A 17,145-nucleotide genomic window follows, 5' to 3' on the forward strand; every position below is an offset into this window, starting at 1 on the left:
GATCAACGGCGCCGCGAAGCTCAAAACCACACGGCCAAGACAAACCAACCAGCCTCGCGTAGTCAGCTTGTTTGCCCGGCTATCAAGCCCAGAGCCACGGTAATCATCGCCATCCCAGACACCCGCCCGACCAGCTTTGCCGCACCCGGCCGGGTGCTCAGCACCGCTTTGGCGCCATAGCCGACCAGCGTGTAGATCACCAGCGAACTGCACAGGTGGACCAGCCCCAGCAACAAGATCTGCAACGGTACGGGCCAGCTCGACTGCGGGTCGGTGAACTGCGGCAGCAGGGCCAGGAACAGCAGGAATACCTTGGGGTTCAGGCCGCTGACGCAAAAACCCTTCAACGCCCAGCGCGAGCCCGACTCCCCCGCGCCGCCCTGCCCGGCCGCCGGCAAGGACGGACTGAGCAACAGGTTGCCGCCCAGCCACAGCAAATAGGTGCACCCCGCCAGGGTCAGCAAGGTCAGCGCCAACGGGTGACCAGCCAGCAGGCTGCCAACCCCGGCCGCCACCACCAGCGTGGCCAGAAAATGCCCCGACAACATCCCCGCCACCGCTGGCATCACCCAGCGACCGCGCATGCCTGCAGAGATGGCATAAGCCCAATCTGCACCCGGGGTAATCACGAACAGCATCGACACAGCCCAGAACGCTGTCAGCACACTGATAGCCACTTGAATCTTCCTTATCTACTGCATTGGGATGTCGAAAGATTACGGATTTCGCTTGGGGATTTTCTTTCGTATATTTCCCCTTAGCATTCATGAATTGGAAGATTCTTCCCAATGGACAGAACTGATCGAAAAATCCTTGCCGAGCTGCAAAAAGACGGGCGCCTGTCGGTAACCGAACTGGCCGACCGCGTAGGGCTCAGCCTGTCACCCTGCCATCGGCGTTTGAAGACACTGGAAGAGTCCGGAGCCATTCTGGGCTATCACGCACGGCTGGCACCTAGCGCCCTTGGGCTGAACTTTGCCGCGCTGGTATTCGTGACGCTACGCGAGGTGACCCGCCAGCCGGTGGCGGACTTTGAAACGGCACTGGCGCAGATCCCGCAGATTGTCGAAGCGCAGCGGCTGTTTGGCGACCCGGATTACCTGCTGCATGTGGTAGCCAAGGACCTGCCAGCGTTCCAGAAGCTGTATGACGAGCACCTGACCAGTATTCCCAATGTGAAACGCTTGAGCTCGACCTTGGTGATGAAGGAAGTGCTTCAGGATCGGTTGTTACCCATGTAGCTGTTTCCTCTTGTGCCGGCCCCTTCGCGGGTAAACCCGCTCCTGCTGTAGGAGCGGGTTTACCCGCGAAGAGGCCGGCACAGGCAACCTTTCATCTGCCCTGAAAACGCGCACATCGCACCAACCCAGCCCACCGTGATCCGGTTGCCAACCCGCCGCCCCTCTACCCCAAGGCCTTCAGCCAGCTGGCACTCTCCTTGCTACCGTCACCCGCTTAAGCTTTTGTCAGCCTTAGTTTTTTTAACGCTTATGGGTACATATTTACTAATTTCTCGTTACCCCCGCTCCCCTCATCATCGCTCCAACAAGAACGCGTCGCCCACCGCCGGCACGCCCCCGGGCAGTTCCCAATGCCCTACCTTGCCTTGGAGTCAGTCATGACCAGTGCAGCCAATTCGGCACCCCTGATAGAAAAACACACGATCGGCTACGTGCCCCCGCAAGACCGCCATGGAAAGGTAAGGGATCTGTTCACACTCTGGTTCGGCGGCAACATCGCGCCGTTGCCCATCGTCACCGGCGCGCTGGGTGTGCAACTGTTCCACCTGAACCTGGTATGGGGCATCGTCGCCATCCTTGTCGGCCACCTGGTCGGCGGGGTGCTGATGGCCCTGCACTCAGCCCAGGGCCCGCAAATGGGCATTCCGCAGATGATCCAGAGCCGCGCCCAGTTCGGCACCCTCGGCGCGCTGCTGGTGGTGGTGATCGCCGGCGTCATGTACATCGGCTTCTTCGCATCCAACATCGTCCTTGCCGGCAAGTCACTGCATGGCGTGGTCGAGGCCGTTCCGGTACCGGTGGGCATCGTCATCGGGGCGCTGGGTTCAGGCATCATCGGCATCATCGGCTACCGCTTCATCCACGTGCTCAATCGCATTGGCACCTGGGTACTGGGTATCGGTATCGTGGTCGGCTTCGGCTACATCTTCACCCATGTGCAAAGCGACGATTTCCTCACCCGTGGCAGCTTCAACCTGGCCGGCTGGCTGGCCACCGTGTCGCTGGCGGCGTTGTGGCAAATCGCCTTTGCGCCCTATGTGTCGGACTACTCGCGCTACCTGCCGGCAGATGTCAAAGTCAGTTCGACCTTCTGGACCACCTACCTGGGCTCGGCCCTGGGCTCAAGTCTGTCATTCATCTTCGGCGCCGTAGCCGTGCTGGCGATTCCGGCCGGCATGGACACCATGGATGCGGTAAAGCTGGCCACCGGCACGCTCGGGCCGATCATGCTGGTGCTGTTCCTGCTCAGCGTGATCAGCCATAACGCCCTCAACCTGTATGGTGCGGTGTTGTCGATCATCACCCTGGTGCAAACGTTCGCCTACCGCTGGATCCCCACCGCCAAAAGCCGGGCAGTGCTGTCGCTGATCGTGCTGTCGGCCTGCTGCGTGGTAGCGGTGTTCGCTTCGGCAGACTTCATCGGCCACTTCGTTGACATGGTGCTGGTACTGCTCGTGGTGCTGGTGCCGTGGACGGCGATCAACCTGATCGACTTCTACGCCATTCACAAAGGTGACTACGACATCCAGTCGATCTTCCAGGTCGATGGTGGGATCTATGGGCGCTACAACCCGCAGGCACTGATCGCCTACGCTGTGGGTATCGTGGTGCAGATACCGTTCATGAACACCCCGCTGTACGTCGGGCCGATTTCCGAGCACATCAACGGGGCTGACCTGTCGTGGCTGGTAGGGTTGGCGATCACCTCGCCGCTGTACTGGTGGCTGGCGAGCCGTGACAGTGCCTACCGTCGTCGGCAAACCAGCGCCAAGCTGGCAGCGGTGGCTTAAGCTGCACTGGCCATTCGCAGCACAAGGTGAACTGGCCTAAGATCCTGGAGACCTCTTGAGGGCGATAGGTTTCGCCCTCAAGAGGTTCCCGTCAAAGACTCATGTTTATCGAGACGAACGCTGAACGGCCTGGTGCTGGCGAGAACATCGCCTGGTCGTTGCCCCCCCAGAAGAAGTTGTCGTACCAGACGTATTCGTATTCACGGTCAAACAGGTTTTTCACCTGCAAATCTACGCTGGTCGACGAGGTGACACGGTAACTGACACTGGCGTCCACGACCACGAAACCGCCGTACTTGCCCTGCTCGTTCAGCTCGTCGATGTAGTAGCTGCCCTGCGCCCGCCCCTGCGCACCGAACTTCCAGTTATCATTGTACCGATAGTCGACACCCACATTGCTGATGTAGCGCGGGGTGGAAAATACCTCTTTGCCCGACAATGACTGGCCGTTTGCAGCGTAGGCCTTGACCACCTTGGCCTCCTGGATCGCGTGGGACGCCCATACCGTCCATTGATCGTCCAGCTGAGCACTGATCTGCATGTCCACGCCACGCCGGCGTGTTTCGCCAAGGCCGACCGTGGTGCCAGTGCTGGGCATGTTCGCGACTTCATCGGTCGCGTCCTGCTGCCACAGCGCAACCCGCGCCTGAGCGCCCGGGAATGGCTGAAACTTGATGCCCACTTCCTTGCCGGTGTTGATCGACGGGTCGTACGAGGCTTGTCCAGGCACCCTGTAGGCTGGCCCGCCGGAGCCCGTAAGAATCTGGAAGGTACGCCCCCAGTTGGCATAAAGGTCGATCTCGGGCGTGAGGCTGTAGATTACGCTCAGCTTCGGCTGGCGGATCCAGCCATAATCCTGCAGGGATGCCTTGACACCGCCAAGCGTCTCGCTGTTACCAGAAAACTTGTCGACGCGCATTGCAGGAATGATCTTCAGCGCGTCGGTCGGCTGAATGACCGCCTGCACATAACCGCCAATATTGCGCAGGGTGTAAGTGTCGTCGTTCTGCACACGTGCCGGCGTGGCGTCGAAATCGGTCGGGATCCCGTAGCTGTAGCGCAGGCGACGATACTGGTTGTCCTGCTCCTCGTAGTTGATGCCGCCATCCAGCGTCAGCAGATCGTCAGCGCGCCAGGTCAGGTTGCTGAGCATCCCTCGCTGCTGTTCATCCCACTGCCGACGCTGGCGTGGCGCGTTGCCGGGCTGGTAATCGGTGAACGTGATGGTTCGATCATCGTTGTAGCTGTTGTAGTACAGCTTGCTGCTCAGACTCAGGTCGTCGTCGAGCTGCCAGTCGGCGTGCAGGCTCAGCTGCTTCATGTCACGGTCGTCACCATCATTGGCGTTCTTGGCCGGCGATTGGGTACGGCTGGCGTGCAGTTGCTCGCGGGTGAGGAAGCCTGACTCTTGGGCCTGGTGGTGGTACAGGCGAGCGATCAGGCCAACACGGAAGTCTTGTTCGTCGTTGCTGACGAACCACTTGCCGCCGAGCGTGTATTTGTTGGATTCGCTGTGGTCGCGGTAACCGTTGCTGTCTTGCTTGGCGAGGATATAGTTCTGGGCGAAATTCCCCTCCTCGTGCCCGACCGCCAACTGCACTTCGCGCGTATCGAAGCTGCCGTAAGTCACACGGCTATCGACATAGTTTCCCCCCTGGCGGGTCGCGAAGTTGATGTTGCCGCCGATATTGTGCAGCCCATAGCGCGGATCGTTGGTACCGCGCACCACCTCGATGTACTCGATGTCCAGCGGGAAGATCATATCGATGAAGCGCTGGTTGCCACTGTTGACGTTGCTCGGCACACCGTCGATCAGGGTCTTGATGCCGTTGATGTAGCCCTCACCATTGAACGCGCGAAAAGTGACCTTGCCTGATTCGGCACCTTGCCCCGTTTCAGTCAGCTGGATGCCCGGCATCTGCCCCAACAACTGCCAGCTGTTCATCACATTTTTGTCTCGCACCTGGTCGCCGCCCAGGACGTCGACCGACGTAAGCACGTTTTCAGTGCTCAAGGCTGTACCGGCCGTTTGGGTGATATTCACTTCACCGAGGACGATGGTGGAGGTACCGGTCTGTTCGGCGAGGATTTCAGGTGTGAACATTGCCGTGAAGATGGCGAACGAGGCTGGGGTGAATCGCATGGAGGTTCCTGACGCGGGGTTGAGTGTGTATTGGCGCACAGATGAAGAAGGCAAGATCTGCGTCTGCCTTATGGCAAATGATGTTATACCATAACACTAAACACTGGCGTATCGGGATTTCTTGAACCATAGCCGCCTCCTTCGCTTGCGCCTAAGAACAATGGCGCACTGCCTTGCGAGCAATCCAGGATGGATCGTCCAGTCGGCGCCCCCGTCAAGGCATGCCCAAGCACCTCAACGCGCGTGACCTTTCCAACATTGCCCTCACCGGAACGTTTGCGGCCATGGGCGAATCCGAATGCCCACGCACTCCCCTTAATCTGGTAGGAGATTTCCGGGGCGAATAACAAAGGGCCGGCTCCAGAGGGCCGGCCCATTTCGCTATTTAGAAGTTGAAGGTGTAGCGCATGATCAAGCGATTTTCATTAGCGCTGTCAGCGTAGGTCGAGCGGTTCGTGGAGTTACGCCACTGGAACGAAACACCCTTCGCCGGCCCACTCTGAATGACATAAGAAATATCAGTGACCCGCTCCCATTCTTTGCCCTCCTCCCCGTTGAGGCGGAGTGAAGCGGCTTGGCGGCTCGTCAGCAGATCAGGATCGACATCATCACCTTTCATGTACCGGGTGGTGAACAGCAAGCCCGGTACACCCAAAGCGGCGAAATCAAAGTCGTACCTCGCAAACCACACTCGCTCGTTAGGGGCAGTGAATGTACTGACCAGCGATTCGCCGAACAGATAGGTATCCGCGCCGTTTACGAACGCAAACGAGGTGTCGCCCCAAGCCTTCTGGTAACCGCCGCCGATGGTGTGCCCCTTGATGCTGTAGGCGAAGTAGCTACTCAGCGTTCTGTTGTCCACCTCACCCAGCTTTTTGGCGCCCGTCTCGCTGGCATCGAACACGCGAACATCCGCGATCACATTGCCTTCCAACAACGGCTTGATGACTTTAATGCCGGCGAAGTAGGACTTGTAGAGATCTTCAAGTTCAGCGGCGTGCAAACTGAAGGTCATGTCCTTCGCAGGCTTGAAGTCAAATGCCAGGTAGTTGTAGTGATCTGCCTCAACCGGGGCATAGCCAAATGCTGTGAGTGATTCGAAATCGGTGGAATTACGCTGCTTCACTGCGTTGACCCTTGTAGCCGTTACCGTCAATTTATCGATGTCGTTGACGGTCAGCGAGCCACCGCGAAAGATCTGAGGCAGTAGGCGGCTATTATTACTCCAGAGTAGCGGCATCAGAGGGTTTACTCCCCCTATCCTCAATTCCGTCTTGCCCATCCTTGCTTTGGCGGTGGCCACGAACTTGCCGTATTCATCCTCAACATTCCTGTCGGAATCGTAGGCCAGCAGCCCTGATCCTGTTCTGTCCGGGCTGGAATCAAGCTTCACCCCCAGCAAGCCCATCGCATCAATACCGAAGCCCACCGGTCCTTCTGTAAAACCGGACTGCAGGTTCAAAATAAAGCCTTGCGCCCACTCATCGCGCTTGGATTGAGTGGCACCGTCATTGCGAAAATCGCGATTATAGTAGAAGTTTCGGAGCTCGAGACTGCCTTTGAAGTCTTCCACGAACGCGGCAGAAGCATAAGGCGCGACCAGCAGTGCTGCTGAACAAGCCAACGATTTTTTAAAAGCAATAGACATCACAGGCACCTTGTTCTTGTTGTGTGCTTGAGCATGGACCGCAGCGAAGCGCCCCATGCAATGCCAGTCCTACAAATGGGTTAAGGCCCGCTTTAGCGGAATGATCGAAACAGCATCACGCTGCCCGACGCCAAACGTGGACAGGGCGGACGCCAGGTTTTTATTCTGAGTGAAAGGTAGTGAATGCACGCACGGGTTCACGGCCAGTAACCAGCGTGTTCTCAATGCTGCCATCATCGGCGTAACCCAAGCTCATCCCACAGACGAGCATTTGGCTCTTCGGTATTTCCAGCATTTCAGTGATGATGCTGTGATATTTAAGGAATGCTGCCTGCGGGCAGGTGTGCAAGCCTCTTCCCCGTGCGGCAATCATGAGGCTTTGCAGGAACATGCCATAGTCCAGCAGGCTCCCTTCCTGAAGCACGCGGTCAATTGTGAAGAACAGGCCAACAGGCGCCCCGAAGAAGCGATAATTCCGGCCGTGTTGCTCGTGCATCCTTTGTTTATCGCTTCGACTGATGCCCAACAGGCTATAGAGCCCCCACCCTACCTCCCTGCGCCGTTCGATGTAGGGAGACGTCCACTCCCTGGGGTAATACGCGTAGGGATCAGAAAAGCGTTGGTCATCAGCCGGATGGTCATCAACCTCAGCAAGTGCTGCGGACAACCGTGCCTTCGTATCACCGGTAACAACATGCACATTCCAGGGCTGCAGGTTGACGCCTGTTGCGCTAAAGCGAGCAACGTTCAGCATCGCTTCGATTTCCTCTAGCGGAACTGGGGTTGGGAGGAACGACCTGATGCTCCGACGTGAGACAATTGCCCAGTCGATCAAACGGGCTGTTTCGTCCAAACCTACCGGTGATTTGCGCAAACGATCAATAAGCATACGTGGAACCTGTCTCTCAGAATTACGGTCAGGTCAGCTCGTGGGCAACCGTGGCCTTCTTCCTCACTACAGCCGAGTCCGAGCGAGATTGATTGATCATGGTCACTGCAACAGCCCCTATCAGGCCGGCGAGCGCGATTGCCATGAAGTTCTGCTCCAGCGGCAACGCCATCGACACCAAGGCACCAATCAAAACAGGTGCGACAATCGCCCCGACGCGACCGACCCCCGATGCAAAACCGACACCAGTCGAGCGGATGGTGGAGGGATAGAAATCGCCGGCGTATGCATAGGCCAGAAGCTGGGTGCCAAGGGTCGAGGCACCCACGATGAACACGACGACAAAGAGCAGTTCGGTAGAGCGGGTATATCCCAGCAAGGTGAGTGCGACCGCGCCCACTACATAGAACACCACCAAGACGTGCTTGATGCTGAATTTGTCGCTAAGCCATCCACCCAGAATTGCACCGAAGATCGAACCGAGGTTGAACACGATGACGAAATTCAGGGCTGAACCGAGGCTGAAGCCCGCCATGGCCATCAACTTGGTGAGCCACGAATTGAGTGCATACACCATGAACAGCCCGGTCATGAATGCCATCCAGATCATGACCGTGCTGTATCCACGGCCTTCCAGGAAAAGGCTTCGTACCGGCTTGTCTTGAGCAGAGATAATCTGCGGATTGCCAACGAGCTGCGTGTCATCCTTGATCACAAGGTCAGGACGAAGGCGACGCGCGATGACTTTCAACTCGTCTTGTCGACCCTGCTTCAACATAAAGCCGATAGAGTCGGGCATTGTCTTGAGAATGAAAGGAATCAAAACCACTGGCAGGACTGCCACGTAAAACACGTATTGCCAACCGTAGCTTTCGATCAGTTGTTTACCCGTAAGCGCTACCAGAATCCCCCCCACCGAATAGCCTGCGAAAACGATGGTCACCAGTCGGGTGCGAACTTTCAAGGGTGAGAACTCACCCATCTGCGCCGTACAGATGGGCAACACACCGCCGATTCCCAAGCCGGCGATGAAGCGCATGATACTGAAGGTCAGCGGGCTGTCAGTGAACCCTGCCGCAGCGGTGAAAACGCTGAACAGCGCTACACACATCGCGATCATTTTCGGCCGGCCAATTCGATCTGCCAATGTGCCTAAAAAGATGGCGCCCAGCATTGTCCCAAACAATGCTGAGCCAGCCATTACCCCGGCGCTGGTTGCGTCAATTTGCATATCGGCCATGATGGCTGGCAGGGCAGCCCCCACCACTGCCAAGTCGTAACCATCGATAATCAGAATCAACACGCACCAGAACAGAATAATTCCATGAAAGCGGTTGAACTTCGACTCTTCGGTCAACGTGTACATATTCAAAGAACTCATACCGTGTCTCCTTCAATCTTATTTTTGTGTTTTTGAAGTCCACATACGTATAGCGATCTGGCACAACTCGACCACACGCACAGGTACGCATGGTTCCGGGTGTGAGTCGGGAGAGTTGAGAGGCACCAACTAGACGGCGCCCGAGGAAAATCGTAGGCCTTATGGCAAGCGCCAACCATGCCCAATGGCATCATTCTGCTTGACCGGAACGGGCAGTTTTGGAAGCCCGATGGCTTCAGATTGAGTGTGATCAGCCCACGCGCAGAGGACTAGTTCCCTCGATGGCTACGCAACGAGCGTCTGTAAGCACCAGGGGTGACACCCGTCCATTTCTTGAATGCCCGGTGGAACGCACTGGTCTCAATGAAGCCAACCTCTGACGCAACGCCATCCACTGTCATACCTGCCCGGCACAGCAGACTGATGGAAATATCCCGCCTGAGATTGTCTTTGAGCCGTTGGTAGGTGAAACCCTCAGCATAGAGCCTTCGTTGCAGGGTGGAACTGGACATGCTCAAGTCGCGTGCGAGCTCATCGAGTTCAGGCCAGGTGTGGGGAGAGAGCAGTTTCAATCGCCGCCGGATCATAATGCTCGTACTGTCGTCGTTACGGTATTTCACAAGGAAGTTACTTGGCGTTCCTTTTAAAAAGGCAGGAAGAGAACCAGGTGTTTGGCAAACCTTGTACTCCAGAAAGCTCTTCTCGAAAACAGCGGTGGTTCTATCGGCCCTCCACTCGATTTCCTCACAAAAGCGCATTCGATAGTCGCTGTCGTCCACCGGCCGAGGAGGACGCATCGATAACTTCAAAATAGGGATGCGCCGGTCGCACAGCCAGCAAAGCAGGCCGTGCACGAGCACCAGCCAGGCACCGTAACAAAACACCCTTCGCAACTCACCATGATCATGAATGATAATTGCAGCATGCTCTCCCTCGCATTCCACCGCCCCGTAGATGTCATCAAGGGCAGTCCTGAGAAACGCCAGAATCCGTTTGAGCGCCTGTCCAAGGGTGTCGCAGCCGAGGGCCAACTGAGCCATCAGCTTGAAGCTACCTCTGCGGAGGGGGTGACTGTCTGCCGCAAAAAACTCATCGTCGAGCAAATCCGCTAACGCAATCCACAATCTGGAGAACGTACCAGCAGGTACCCTGGCATAGTTTTGGGCCAGCAACAGCGGATCAATATGTGCGTGGCGGAGTACAGTCGAAACATCCAGGCCACGCAGTTCTGCTCCTTGAAGTGCGTCCCGCACGAGGCTGATCGACGTGGTGCCTTTGTGGGCAGAAAAATCCATCCGGGGCTCCGTTGCTAACTTGATACCGAAGGCTGCCTTGCAAAGCATACAAGCCCACAGAACGTCTCTGTACCAATATCACTATGCCAGATGTCAACACTCCTTGTTTTTTATTGCAAAACGTTTTGGATCGCGCCCGCGAAGAGACCTTTACAATCAACCCACCTCTTGCATGGCAACACATAATTCAAGAAACCGCGAGGCAGCCCGCGAAGGCGTAGCCCCATGCGGCAACAGAATGGAGAAACGCCGCACCAGCGCCTGCGGCGCAACCTGCAACCGGTGCAGCGCCCCATCCTCATGACGAATGGACATCGCCGACACAAAGCCAACCCCCATCCCGGCGCGGACCGCCTCTTTTACCCCTTCAACGCCCGCGATCTCCAGCGCCACACGCATCGCCACGCCATCACGAGCAAACGCCCGCTCGACGATCTGCCGCACACCCGAGCCGCTTTCACGCAGCACCAACGGGTAGGCGCCGAGTTCCGCCAGCGTCTGCGGGCCACTGCCTGCCAGGGGGTGCACACGGGGCACAATCGCCACGATCTCGTCCTCGCGCCACGGCGTCACTTGCGTACCCAACGGCAACTCCTGCCCGGGCGGCCCCTCGATCAGGGCGATATCGACACTGTCCAGGGCGGCGACGATCTCCGCCGTGTTGCCATGCGAGGTGCTGACCAGCACATCCGGATAACGCCCGTGAAAATCGGCGATCAGGTAAGGCAGCAGGTAACTGGCGGGTGTGGTACTGGCGCCAACACGCAATGTGCCGCGCTCCAGCCCGCGCATGGCCTCGCGCAGCGCCTTGGCCTGGCGGAAGGTTTCGCGCAGGCGCTCGGCATGCGCCAGCAACTGATCACCGGCCGCTGTCAGCCGCACACCGCGGCCGGCGCGTTGGTAAAGGGGTTCGCCAAACGCCTCTTGCAAGAGCTTGAGCTGGCCGGACACTGCCGGCTGCGACAGGTGCAGGGCTTGAGCCGCATGGCTGATGTTGCCGTGCTCGGCAACCGTGGCGAATGTTATCAGTTGCTCTGGGGTCATGATTCAAAAATATCAGCTAAGCGGATATTTGCCATCCTAAATTACGATTTTTTATAAGCTTATAACCAGATTAACGTAGGCCTTGTCGAAACACCTTTTCCGGAGGACTCACATGGCCACGGTTCCGTCCAACCCCGCCTTTGCCCCTACCCTCTCCACCCGAGGGCGGCTCAATGGCATCCTGTTCGTCGCGCTGTTCGCGGTCGCAGTCACGCAACTGGCGGCCATGCCCGCTATCGCCAACCTGGGCATCAGCCCGCTGATCGTGGGTATTGTCGCAGGTGCCTTGTATGGCAACGCGCTGCGTGACGGCGTACCGGCAAGCTGGGCAGCCGGTATCAATTTTTCCGCTCGCGGCCTGTTGCGCATTGCCGTGGCGTTCTTTGGTTTGCGGGTAAGCCTGCAGGAAATTGCCGAAGTCGGCTGGTCGGGGCTTGTCGTGTCGGTGCTGGTCGTCACCAGTACCCTGCTGATCGGCCTGTGGTGTGGCATGAAAGTGTTCAAGCTCGACCGCGATACCGCCTTGCTGACCGCCGCGGGTAGCGCCATCTGCGGCGCGGCCGCCGTGCTGGCATTCGAATCGGCGCTGCGCAGCGCCCCCCATAAAAGCGCCATGGCAGTCGGAAGCGTGGTGCTGTTCGGTACCTTGTCCATGTTCCTTTACCCACTGGCGATCAATGCCGGCTGGCTGCATCTGGATACCATGGGCGCCGGGCTGTTGCTGGGCGGCACTGTCCACGAAGTGGCGCAGGTGGTAGGCGCGGCCAGCAATGTCAGCCCCGAAGCCACGCATGTCGCCACCATCGTCAAGATGACCCGGGTCATGCTGTTGGTACCGGTACTGCTGGTGGTGGGCCTGTGGATCAGCCGTTCGCGCAAGGCTGGCCAGGCGCAGGGCAACGGGCGCATTGCCATGCCCTGGTTCGCTTTCGGCTTCCTGGCACTGGTCCTGGTGAATTCGCTGCACGTACTGCCTGGCAGCGTGACCCAGGCAGTGAACAGCCTGGACACCTTTGCCTTGACCATGGCCATGACCGCGCTGGGAATGGAAACGCGCTTCAGCCAGATTCGCCAGGCTGGGCCACGGGCGCTGGCCACCGGGGCGATTCTGAACCTGTGGCTGGTTGGCGGGGGGCTGGCGATTACCCTGGGGGTGCAGAAGCTGTTGGGCTGATTCGAGACCGGGTTGGCTGCTTCGCGGGTAAACCCGCTCCTACAGGTGGGTGCTGCCTTGAAGACGGCAAGGCCCCTGTAGGAGCGGGTTTACCCGCGAAGCAGGCCACCCGGTCTCAAGGTTTTTCACAGCCCCCCTCGTTGCCGTCCACATTTCTCGGTATGGTGGTGCCAAAGAAGGATGTTTTACCCGCACAGGAAAGACTTAGATGCCTCAACGCCATGTCATCAATGCATCCGTCAGCCCCAAAGGCAGCCTGGAGACGCTGTCACAACGTGAAGTGCAGCAACTGAGTGAAGTCGGTACCGGCAGCCTTTACACACTGTTCCGCCAGTGCGCCCTGGCAATCCTCAACACTGGCGCCCATGTCGACAATGCCAAGACCATCCTTGAGGCCTACAAGGACTTCGAGGTGCGTATCCACCAACAGGACCGCGGCGTACGCCTGGAGCTGCTGAACGCCCCAGCCGACGCCTTCGTCGATGGCGAAATGATCGCCAGCACCCGTGAAATGCTGTTCAGCGCCTTGCGCGACATCGTTTACACCGAAAGCGAGCTGGCCAGCCAGCGCATCGATCTGGAAAGCTCCCAGGGCATCACCGATTACGTTTTCCACCTGCTGCGCAACGCGCGCACCTTGCGCCCGGGCGTGGAGCCGAAGATGGTGGTGTGTTGGGGCGGCCACTCGATCAGCACCGAGGAATACCAGTACACCAAGAAGGTCGGCCACGAACTGGGCCTGCGCAAACTGGATGTCTGCACCGGCTGCGGCCCGGGCGTGATGAAAGGCCCGATGAAGGGCGCCACCATCGCTCACGCCAAGCAACGCATGCATGGCAGCCGCTACCTGGGCCTCACCGAGCCCGGCATCATCGCCGCCGAGGCGCCCAACCCGATCGTCAACGAACTGGTGATCCTGCCTGACATCGAAAAGCGCCTGGAGGCCTTCGTGCGTGTCGGCCACGGCATCATCATCTTCCCGGGCGGTGCTGGCACAGCGGAGGAGTTCCTGTACCTGCTGGGCATCCTCATGCACCCGGACAACGAGGACCTGCCGTTCCCGGTGGTGCTTACCGGCCCGCGCAGCGCCGAGCCTTATCTGCAACAGTTGCACGCTTTCGTCGGCGCCACCCTGGGTGAAGCCGCCCATCGCCTGTACGAAATCATCATCGACGACCCGGCGGAAGTCGCCCGGCACATGGTCGACGGCCTCAAAGCGGTCAAGCAGTTCCGCCGCGAGCGCAACGATGCCTTCCACTTCAACTGGCTGCTGAAGATCGAGGAGAGCTTCCAGCGACCGTTCGACCCGACCCACCAGGCCATGTCTGAACTGGACTTGCGCCGCGAGCTGCCGCCCCATGAACTGGCGGCCAACCTGCGCCGGGCGTTTTCCGGCATTGTCGCAGGCAACGTCAAGGACAAAGGCATCCGCCTGATCGAGGAACACGGGCCGTATCAGATCCACGGCGACAGCGCCGTACTGGACCCGCTGGGCCGGCTGCTGCAGGCATTCGTCGACCAGCACCGGATGAAGCTGCCCGGTGGCGCGGAGTATGTGCCGTGCTATCAGGTGGCAACCTGACCACGCTGTTTTGCTGATGACGGGCGTGGATGCCCGTCAAAGGCGGGGGCCGGGTTACGGGTGCGCCTGTACGGATCACCCACATGGGTTTCATGAAAGCTCAGCCACCCAGGTGGCTCGCTCACTGGCGGAGTTCAACCATCGCCCGCTCGAAAAACCGAATGCTGTCGCGTCCCCCACGTTTGGACTGGTACAGCGCCACATCCCCCTGCTCGATTAACGCCGCCAGGCTCGCCGGCGGCTGATCGAACACGTTGGCACCAATGCTCAAGGTAACCGCCTGGGGCGTAGGCACAGTCTTGTCGGCGTAATGCTGGAACTGCTCACGCAGCCCACTCCCCAGTTCCATGACCCGTTCACTACTTGCGCCACTCAGCAAGATGACGAACTCATCCCCGCCCAACCGCGCCGCCAGCGAGCGCTCGGGCAGCGCCGTACGAATCATCTCGCTCAAGGCAATCAGCAATCGGTCGCCGGCTATATGCCCGTGCAGGTCGTTGACCAGTTTGAAGTTGTCGATGTCGATCAATAGCAATGCCCCGGGCTGCGCCGGGCTTACGTCCTTGAAGAAATGCCCCGCCCGCACCTCCAGCGCACGCCGGTTGTACAGCGCAGTCAGCGGGTCACGGGCTGCCAGCCGGGCAATGCGCTCTTCACGCCGGTAACGTACGGTGCCGGTCATCGACAAGGCAATCAACATGATCGCCATCGCGCCTTCCACCAGCGAAACCTGAATGATCAGCCCGCCAAAGGTCGCCAGGTCAATCAGTGTGCCTGGCGTGATAGCGATGACCGCCTTGGCCACATAGAACAGCCCATGGATCAGCAACACATAGCGCAGTTGCACGGCCCCGACGCTCAGCGATTTGCCATGTGGCCGCAGCAGGAAGCTGGCCTTGAGCGTCAGCGAGGCCACCAACAACGAGTTGACCATCAGCATCACCTTCGACCACTGCGGGCCCACGGGCAGCAGCAGCAAGGCGAACCAGACCACCACGATCATCAGCCAGGCGCGTGACAAGCGCTCCTGGGTGAAGCGCAGCACGCCGAACAGGAAAAAAACGTGGGCCACCACCAGCAAGCCATTGGCGAACCAGATACCGATGAACAGCAAACCGATCCCGCGCAACAATGCCAGGATGCAACCAACCGTAATAGTGGCGAAACCCGCACTCCAGTAAAGCAACGAGGTTTCGCGCACACTGCGCCATTCAATCGCCAGGTACAAGGCGGCCGCAGCGGCCAAAGCGACTGAAATAGTCAGCATCGTGGGTGGATCTAACGCCATATACGCATTGGCCTGTCTGGTTAACGGGAAAAGGCCCGACTGTGTGCGATCGTGATCACGTTCAGAGGGGCCTTGCAAGGTTGCCTGCACATTGTAAACCAGCCCCTGACAAAGGGCCGCGGGCAGCAATATCATAATGACATCAATGCGCGATGCGCACCACTCTGGCCCTGTGGCTGGCTTGCCGGCGACAGGGCCAGTACAGGCGACGTCAGAGCACCCGCTTGATCAACGGTTCCAACCGGCTATAGCGCAACCGACGCAGAAACTTGCGCACTTGCTTGGGATGTTCGGCCTTCTCCCCCAGCGCCTCTGCCGAACCGATTCTCGGCGCAAAGCGCCGCAGTTCGCTCAACTCCGCTTCCCGTGGCGCCAACCATTGCCCCTGCGGGTCGTCGATCAGCAGGCCGTTCTCAAGGTCCAGGTTGAACCCGCGCGGGTTCAGGTTGTTGCCGGTCAGCAGCGAATAACGCTGGTCGATCCACACGCCCTTGGCATGGAAGGTATGCCCGGGATCGTTCCAGATGCGTACTTGCAGCTGGCCACTGGCAATCGCGGCGTGGCGGCGGCGGGTGAAGGCGCGCAGGTTGTCCTCATACAGATAGGGCAATGCACCACTGGCACTGAACGGTTCGCCAGGGGCGATGTAGAAGTCGTTGGCGGTACGGTCACCGACAATCAGTTCCACCCCAACCCCTCGCGCCAGGGCGTGGTCAAGTTCGCGCATCACGACCTGCGGCGGGTTGAAATACGGCGTACTGATGATGATCTGCGTGCGCGCCACTGCCAGCAAGGCGCACAGCGCCCGGTTCAGCGGATTGCCGCGGCCCACACCCAGCAGCGGGATCACCTGCAGGCCCTGCCCCGTCACGCTGGCCGGTACCTCATAGGCCATGCGCCGCAGCCGTGCGCGCAAGCGCCGAATGTCGCCGCGCAAGCTGCGGGTAGAAGGTGGCGCCGGCAGGTCGAGGCGCGGTGTGGCAGTGTGATGCAGCAAACGCTGCACCAGGCCGACCATGGCATCAGCCAGTGCCGGTGACTGGAACAGGTGGTAGCGATCCAGGCGATAGCGGTCGAAACGATGCAGGTAGACGTTGTTCAGACTGGCACCGGTGTAGATCACGCAATCGTCGATGATGCTGCCTTTGAGGTGCAACACCCCGAACAGTTCGCGGGTCTGCACTGGCACGCCATGGATGGCGATATCCAGCCCGCGCAACTGGCGCTGGGCCTGGTACCAGGCGGCATTGCCCGGCTGACGCCCGGCCCCCAGCAGCCCGCGCCTGGCGCGGAACCAATCGACCACAATGGTGATCTCCAGGCCTGGCCGCGCGGCTTTGGCCTGGTACAAGGCATCCAGCACTTCCTGGCCAGCCTCGTCCTCTTGCAGGTACAGCGCGACAATCACGATGCGCCGAGTCGCCGTACGGATGCGCTCGAACAGGCAGGCGCGGTAAGCCTTGGCATCGGGCAGCACCTGTATCGCTTCGGGGGGCATGGCGTAGCCTGACAAGCCCGCCAGCATGGATTCGGGGTTCACTGACGCTCACCTTCTCTGTGCAATCACTGTCGGCCCTGCCAGCCGGCGGGGCCATTCCTGGCCGCTGCATCCGGGGTGTATGATCGACCCCGCAACGACACATAACAACAAGAACCACGCGAGGCTCTGC

13 protein-coding genes are annotated in these 17,145 nt (G+C 59.2%); 4 read left to right on the forward strand and 9 right to left on the reverse strand.

Annotated elements, in window-relative coordinates; translation table 11 throughout:
• Positions 1 to 62: 62 nt before the first annotated feature.
• Positions 63 to 677, reverse strand: a complete 615-nt coding sequence (locus ACYCCG_RS14895; protein ID WP_339443370.1) for a LysE family translocator — start codon at positions 675 to 677, stop codon at positions 63 to 65.
• A 111-nt stretch (positions 678 to 788) separates the two neighbouring features.
• Between ACYCCG_RS14895 and ACYCCG_RS14900 the strand changes: the two genes are divergently transcribed.
• Complete coding sequence (locus ACYCCG_RS14900; protein ID WP_209966767.1) at positions 789 to 1,241, forward strand: Lrp/AsnC family transcriptional regulator; 453 nt, start codon at positions 789 to 791, stop codon at positions 1,239 to 1,241.
• 377 nt (positions 1,242 to 1,618) lie between these two features.
• Positions 1,619 to 3,031 (forward strand): purine-cytosine permease family protein, encoded by a 1,413-nt coding sequence (locus ACYCCG_RS14905; RefSeq protein ID WP_459670954.1) that lies wholly within the window; start codon positions 1,619 to 1,621, stop codon positions 3,029 to 3,031.
• A gap of 91 nt (positions 3,032 to 3,122) precedes the next feature.
• Here the strand turns inward: ACYCCG_RS14905 and ACYCCG_RS14910 are convergent, their stop codons facing one another.
• The 6 genes from ACYCCG_RS14910 to ACYCCG_RS14935 form a co-directional block, all read right to left on the reverse strand.
• Positions 3,123 to 5,174: a TonB-dependent receptor gene (locus ACYCCG_RS14910; RefSeq protein WP_459670956.1), complete on the reverse strand. Its 2,052-nt coding sequence runs from the start codon at positions 5,172 to 5,174 to the stop codon at positions 3,123 to 3,125.
• Between the two features lie 385 nt (positions 5,175 to 5,559).
• Complete coding sequence (locus ACYCCG_RS14915; protein ID WP_459670958.1) at positions 5,560 to 6,879, reverse strand: OprD family porin; 1,320 nt, start codon at positions 6,877 to 6,879, stop codon at positions 5,560 to 5,562.
• Between the two features lie 103 nt (positions 6,880 to 6,982).
• The gene (locus ACYCCG_RS14920; RefSeq protein WP_339534936.1) at positions 6,983 to 7,711 is read right to left on the reverse strand and encodes a nitroreductase; all 729 of its coding nucleotides are present in this window, start codon (positions 7,709 to 7,711) and stop codon (positions 6,983 to 6,985) included.
• Between the two features lie 28 nt (positions 7,712 to 7,739).
• Positions 7,740 to 9,092, reverse strand: a complete 1,353-nt coding sequence (locus ACYCCG_RS14925) for an MFS transporter (RefSeq protein ID WP_176682472.1) — start codon at positions 9,090 to 9,092, stop codon at positions 7,740 to 7,742.
• Between the two features lie 269 nt (positions 9,093 to 9,361).
• Complete coding sequence (locus ACYCCG_RS14930) at positions 9,362 to 10,387, reverse strand: AraC family transcriptional regulator (RefSeq protein ID WP_459670961.1); 1,026 nt, start codon at positions 10,385 to 10,387, stop codon at positions 9,362 to 9,364.
• Between the two features lie 156 nt (positions 10,388 to 10,543).
• On the reverse strand, positions 10,544 to 11,431 hold the full coding sequence (locus ACYCCG_RS14935; protein ID WP_209966774.1) for a LysR family transcriptional regulator: 888 nt from the start codon (positions 11,429 to 11,431) through the stop codon (positions 10,544 to 10,546).
• Between the two features lie 112 nt (positions 11,432 to 11,543).
• Between ACYCCG_RS14935 and ACYCCG_RS14940 the strand changes: the two genes are divergently transcribed.
• Positions 11,544 to 12,605, forward strand: a complete 1,062-nt coding sequence (locus ACYCCG_RS14940) for a YeiH family protein (RefSeq protein WP_021782040.1) — start codon at positions 11,544 to 11,546, stop codon at positions 12,603 to 12,605.
• Between the two features lie 208 nt (positions 12,606 to 12,813).
• Positions 12,814 to 14,187, forward strand: coding sequence for a nucleotide 5'-monophosphate nucleosidase PpnN (gene ppnN / locus ACYCCG_RS14945; RefSeq protein ID WP_176682468.1), 1,374 nt, complete (start codon positions 12,814 to 12,816; stop codon positions 14,185 to 14,187).
• A gap of 121 nt (positions 14,188 to 14,308) precedes the next feature.
• On the opposite strand, the gene ACYCCG_RS14950 is transcribed toward ppnN, so the two are convergent.
• Together ACYCCG_RS14950 and pssA are read right to left on the reverse strand one after the other, a co-directional pair.
• Complete coding sequence (locus ACYCCG_RS14950; protein ID WP_252458665.1) at positions 14,309 to 15,454, reverse strand: GGDEF domain-containing protein; 1,146 nt, start codon at positions 15,452 to 15,454, stop codon at positions 14,309 to 14,311.
• Positions 15,455 to 15,686: 232 nt separating this feature from the next.
• Complete coding sequence (pssA, locus tag ACYCCG_RS14955) at positions 15,687 to 17,015, reverse strand: CDP-diacylglycerol--serine O-phosphatidyltransferase (protein WP_404701850.1); 1,329 nt, start codon at positions 17,013 to 17,015, stop codon at positions 15,687 to 15,689.
• Positions 17,016 to 17,145: the final 130 nt, after the last annotated feature.

This window comes from Pseudomonas sp. VEM90 (genome assembly GCF_054611535.1).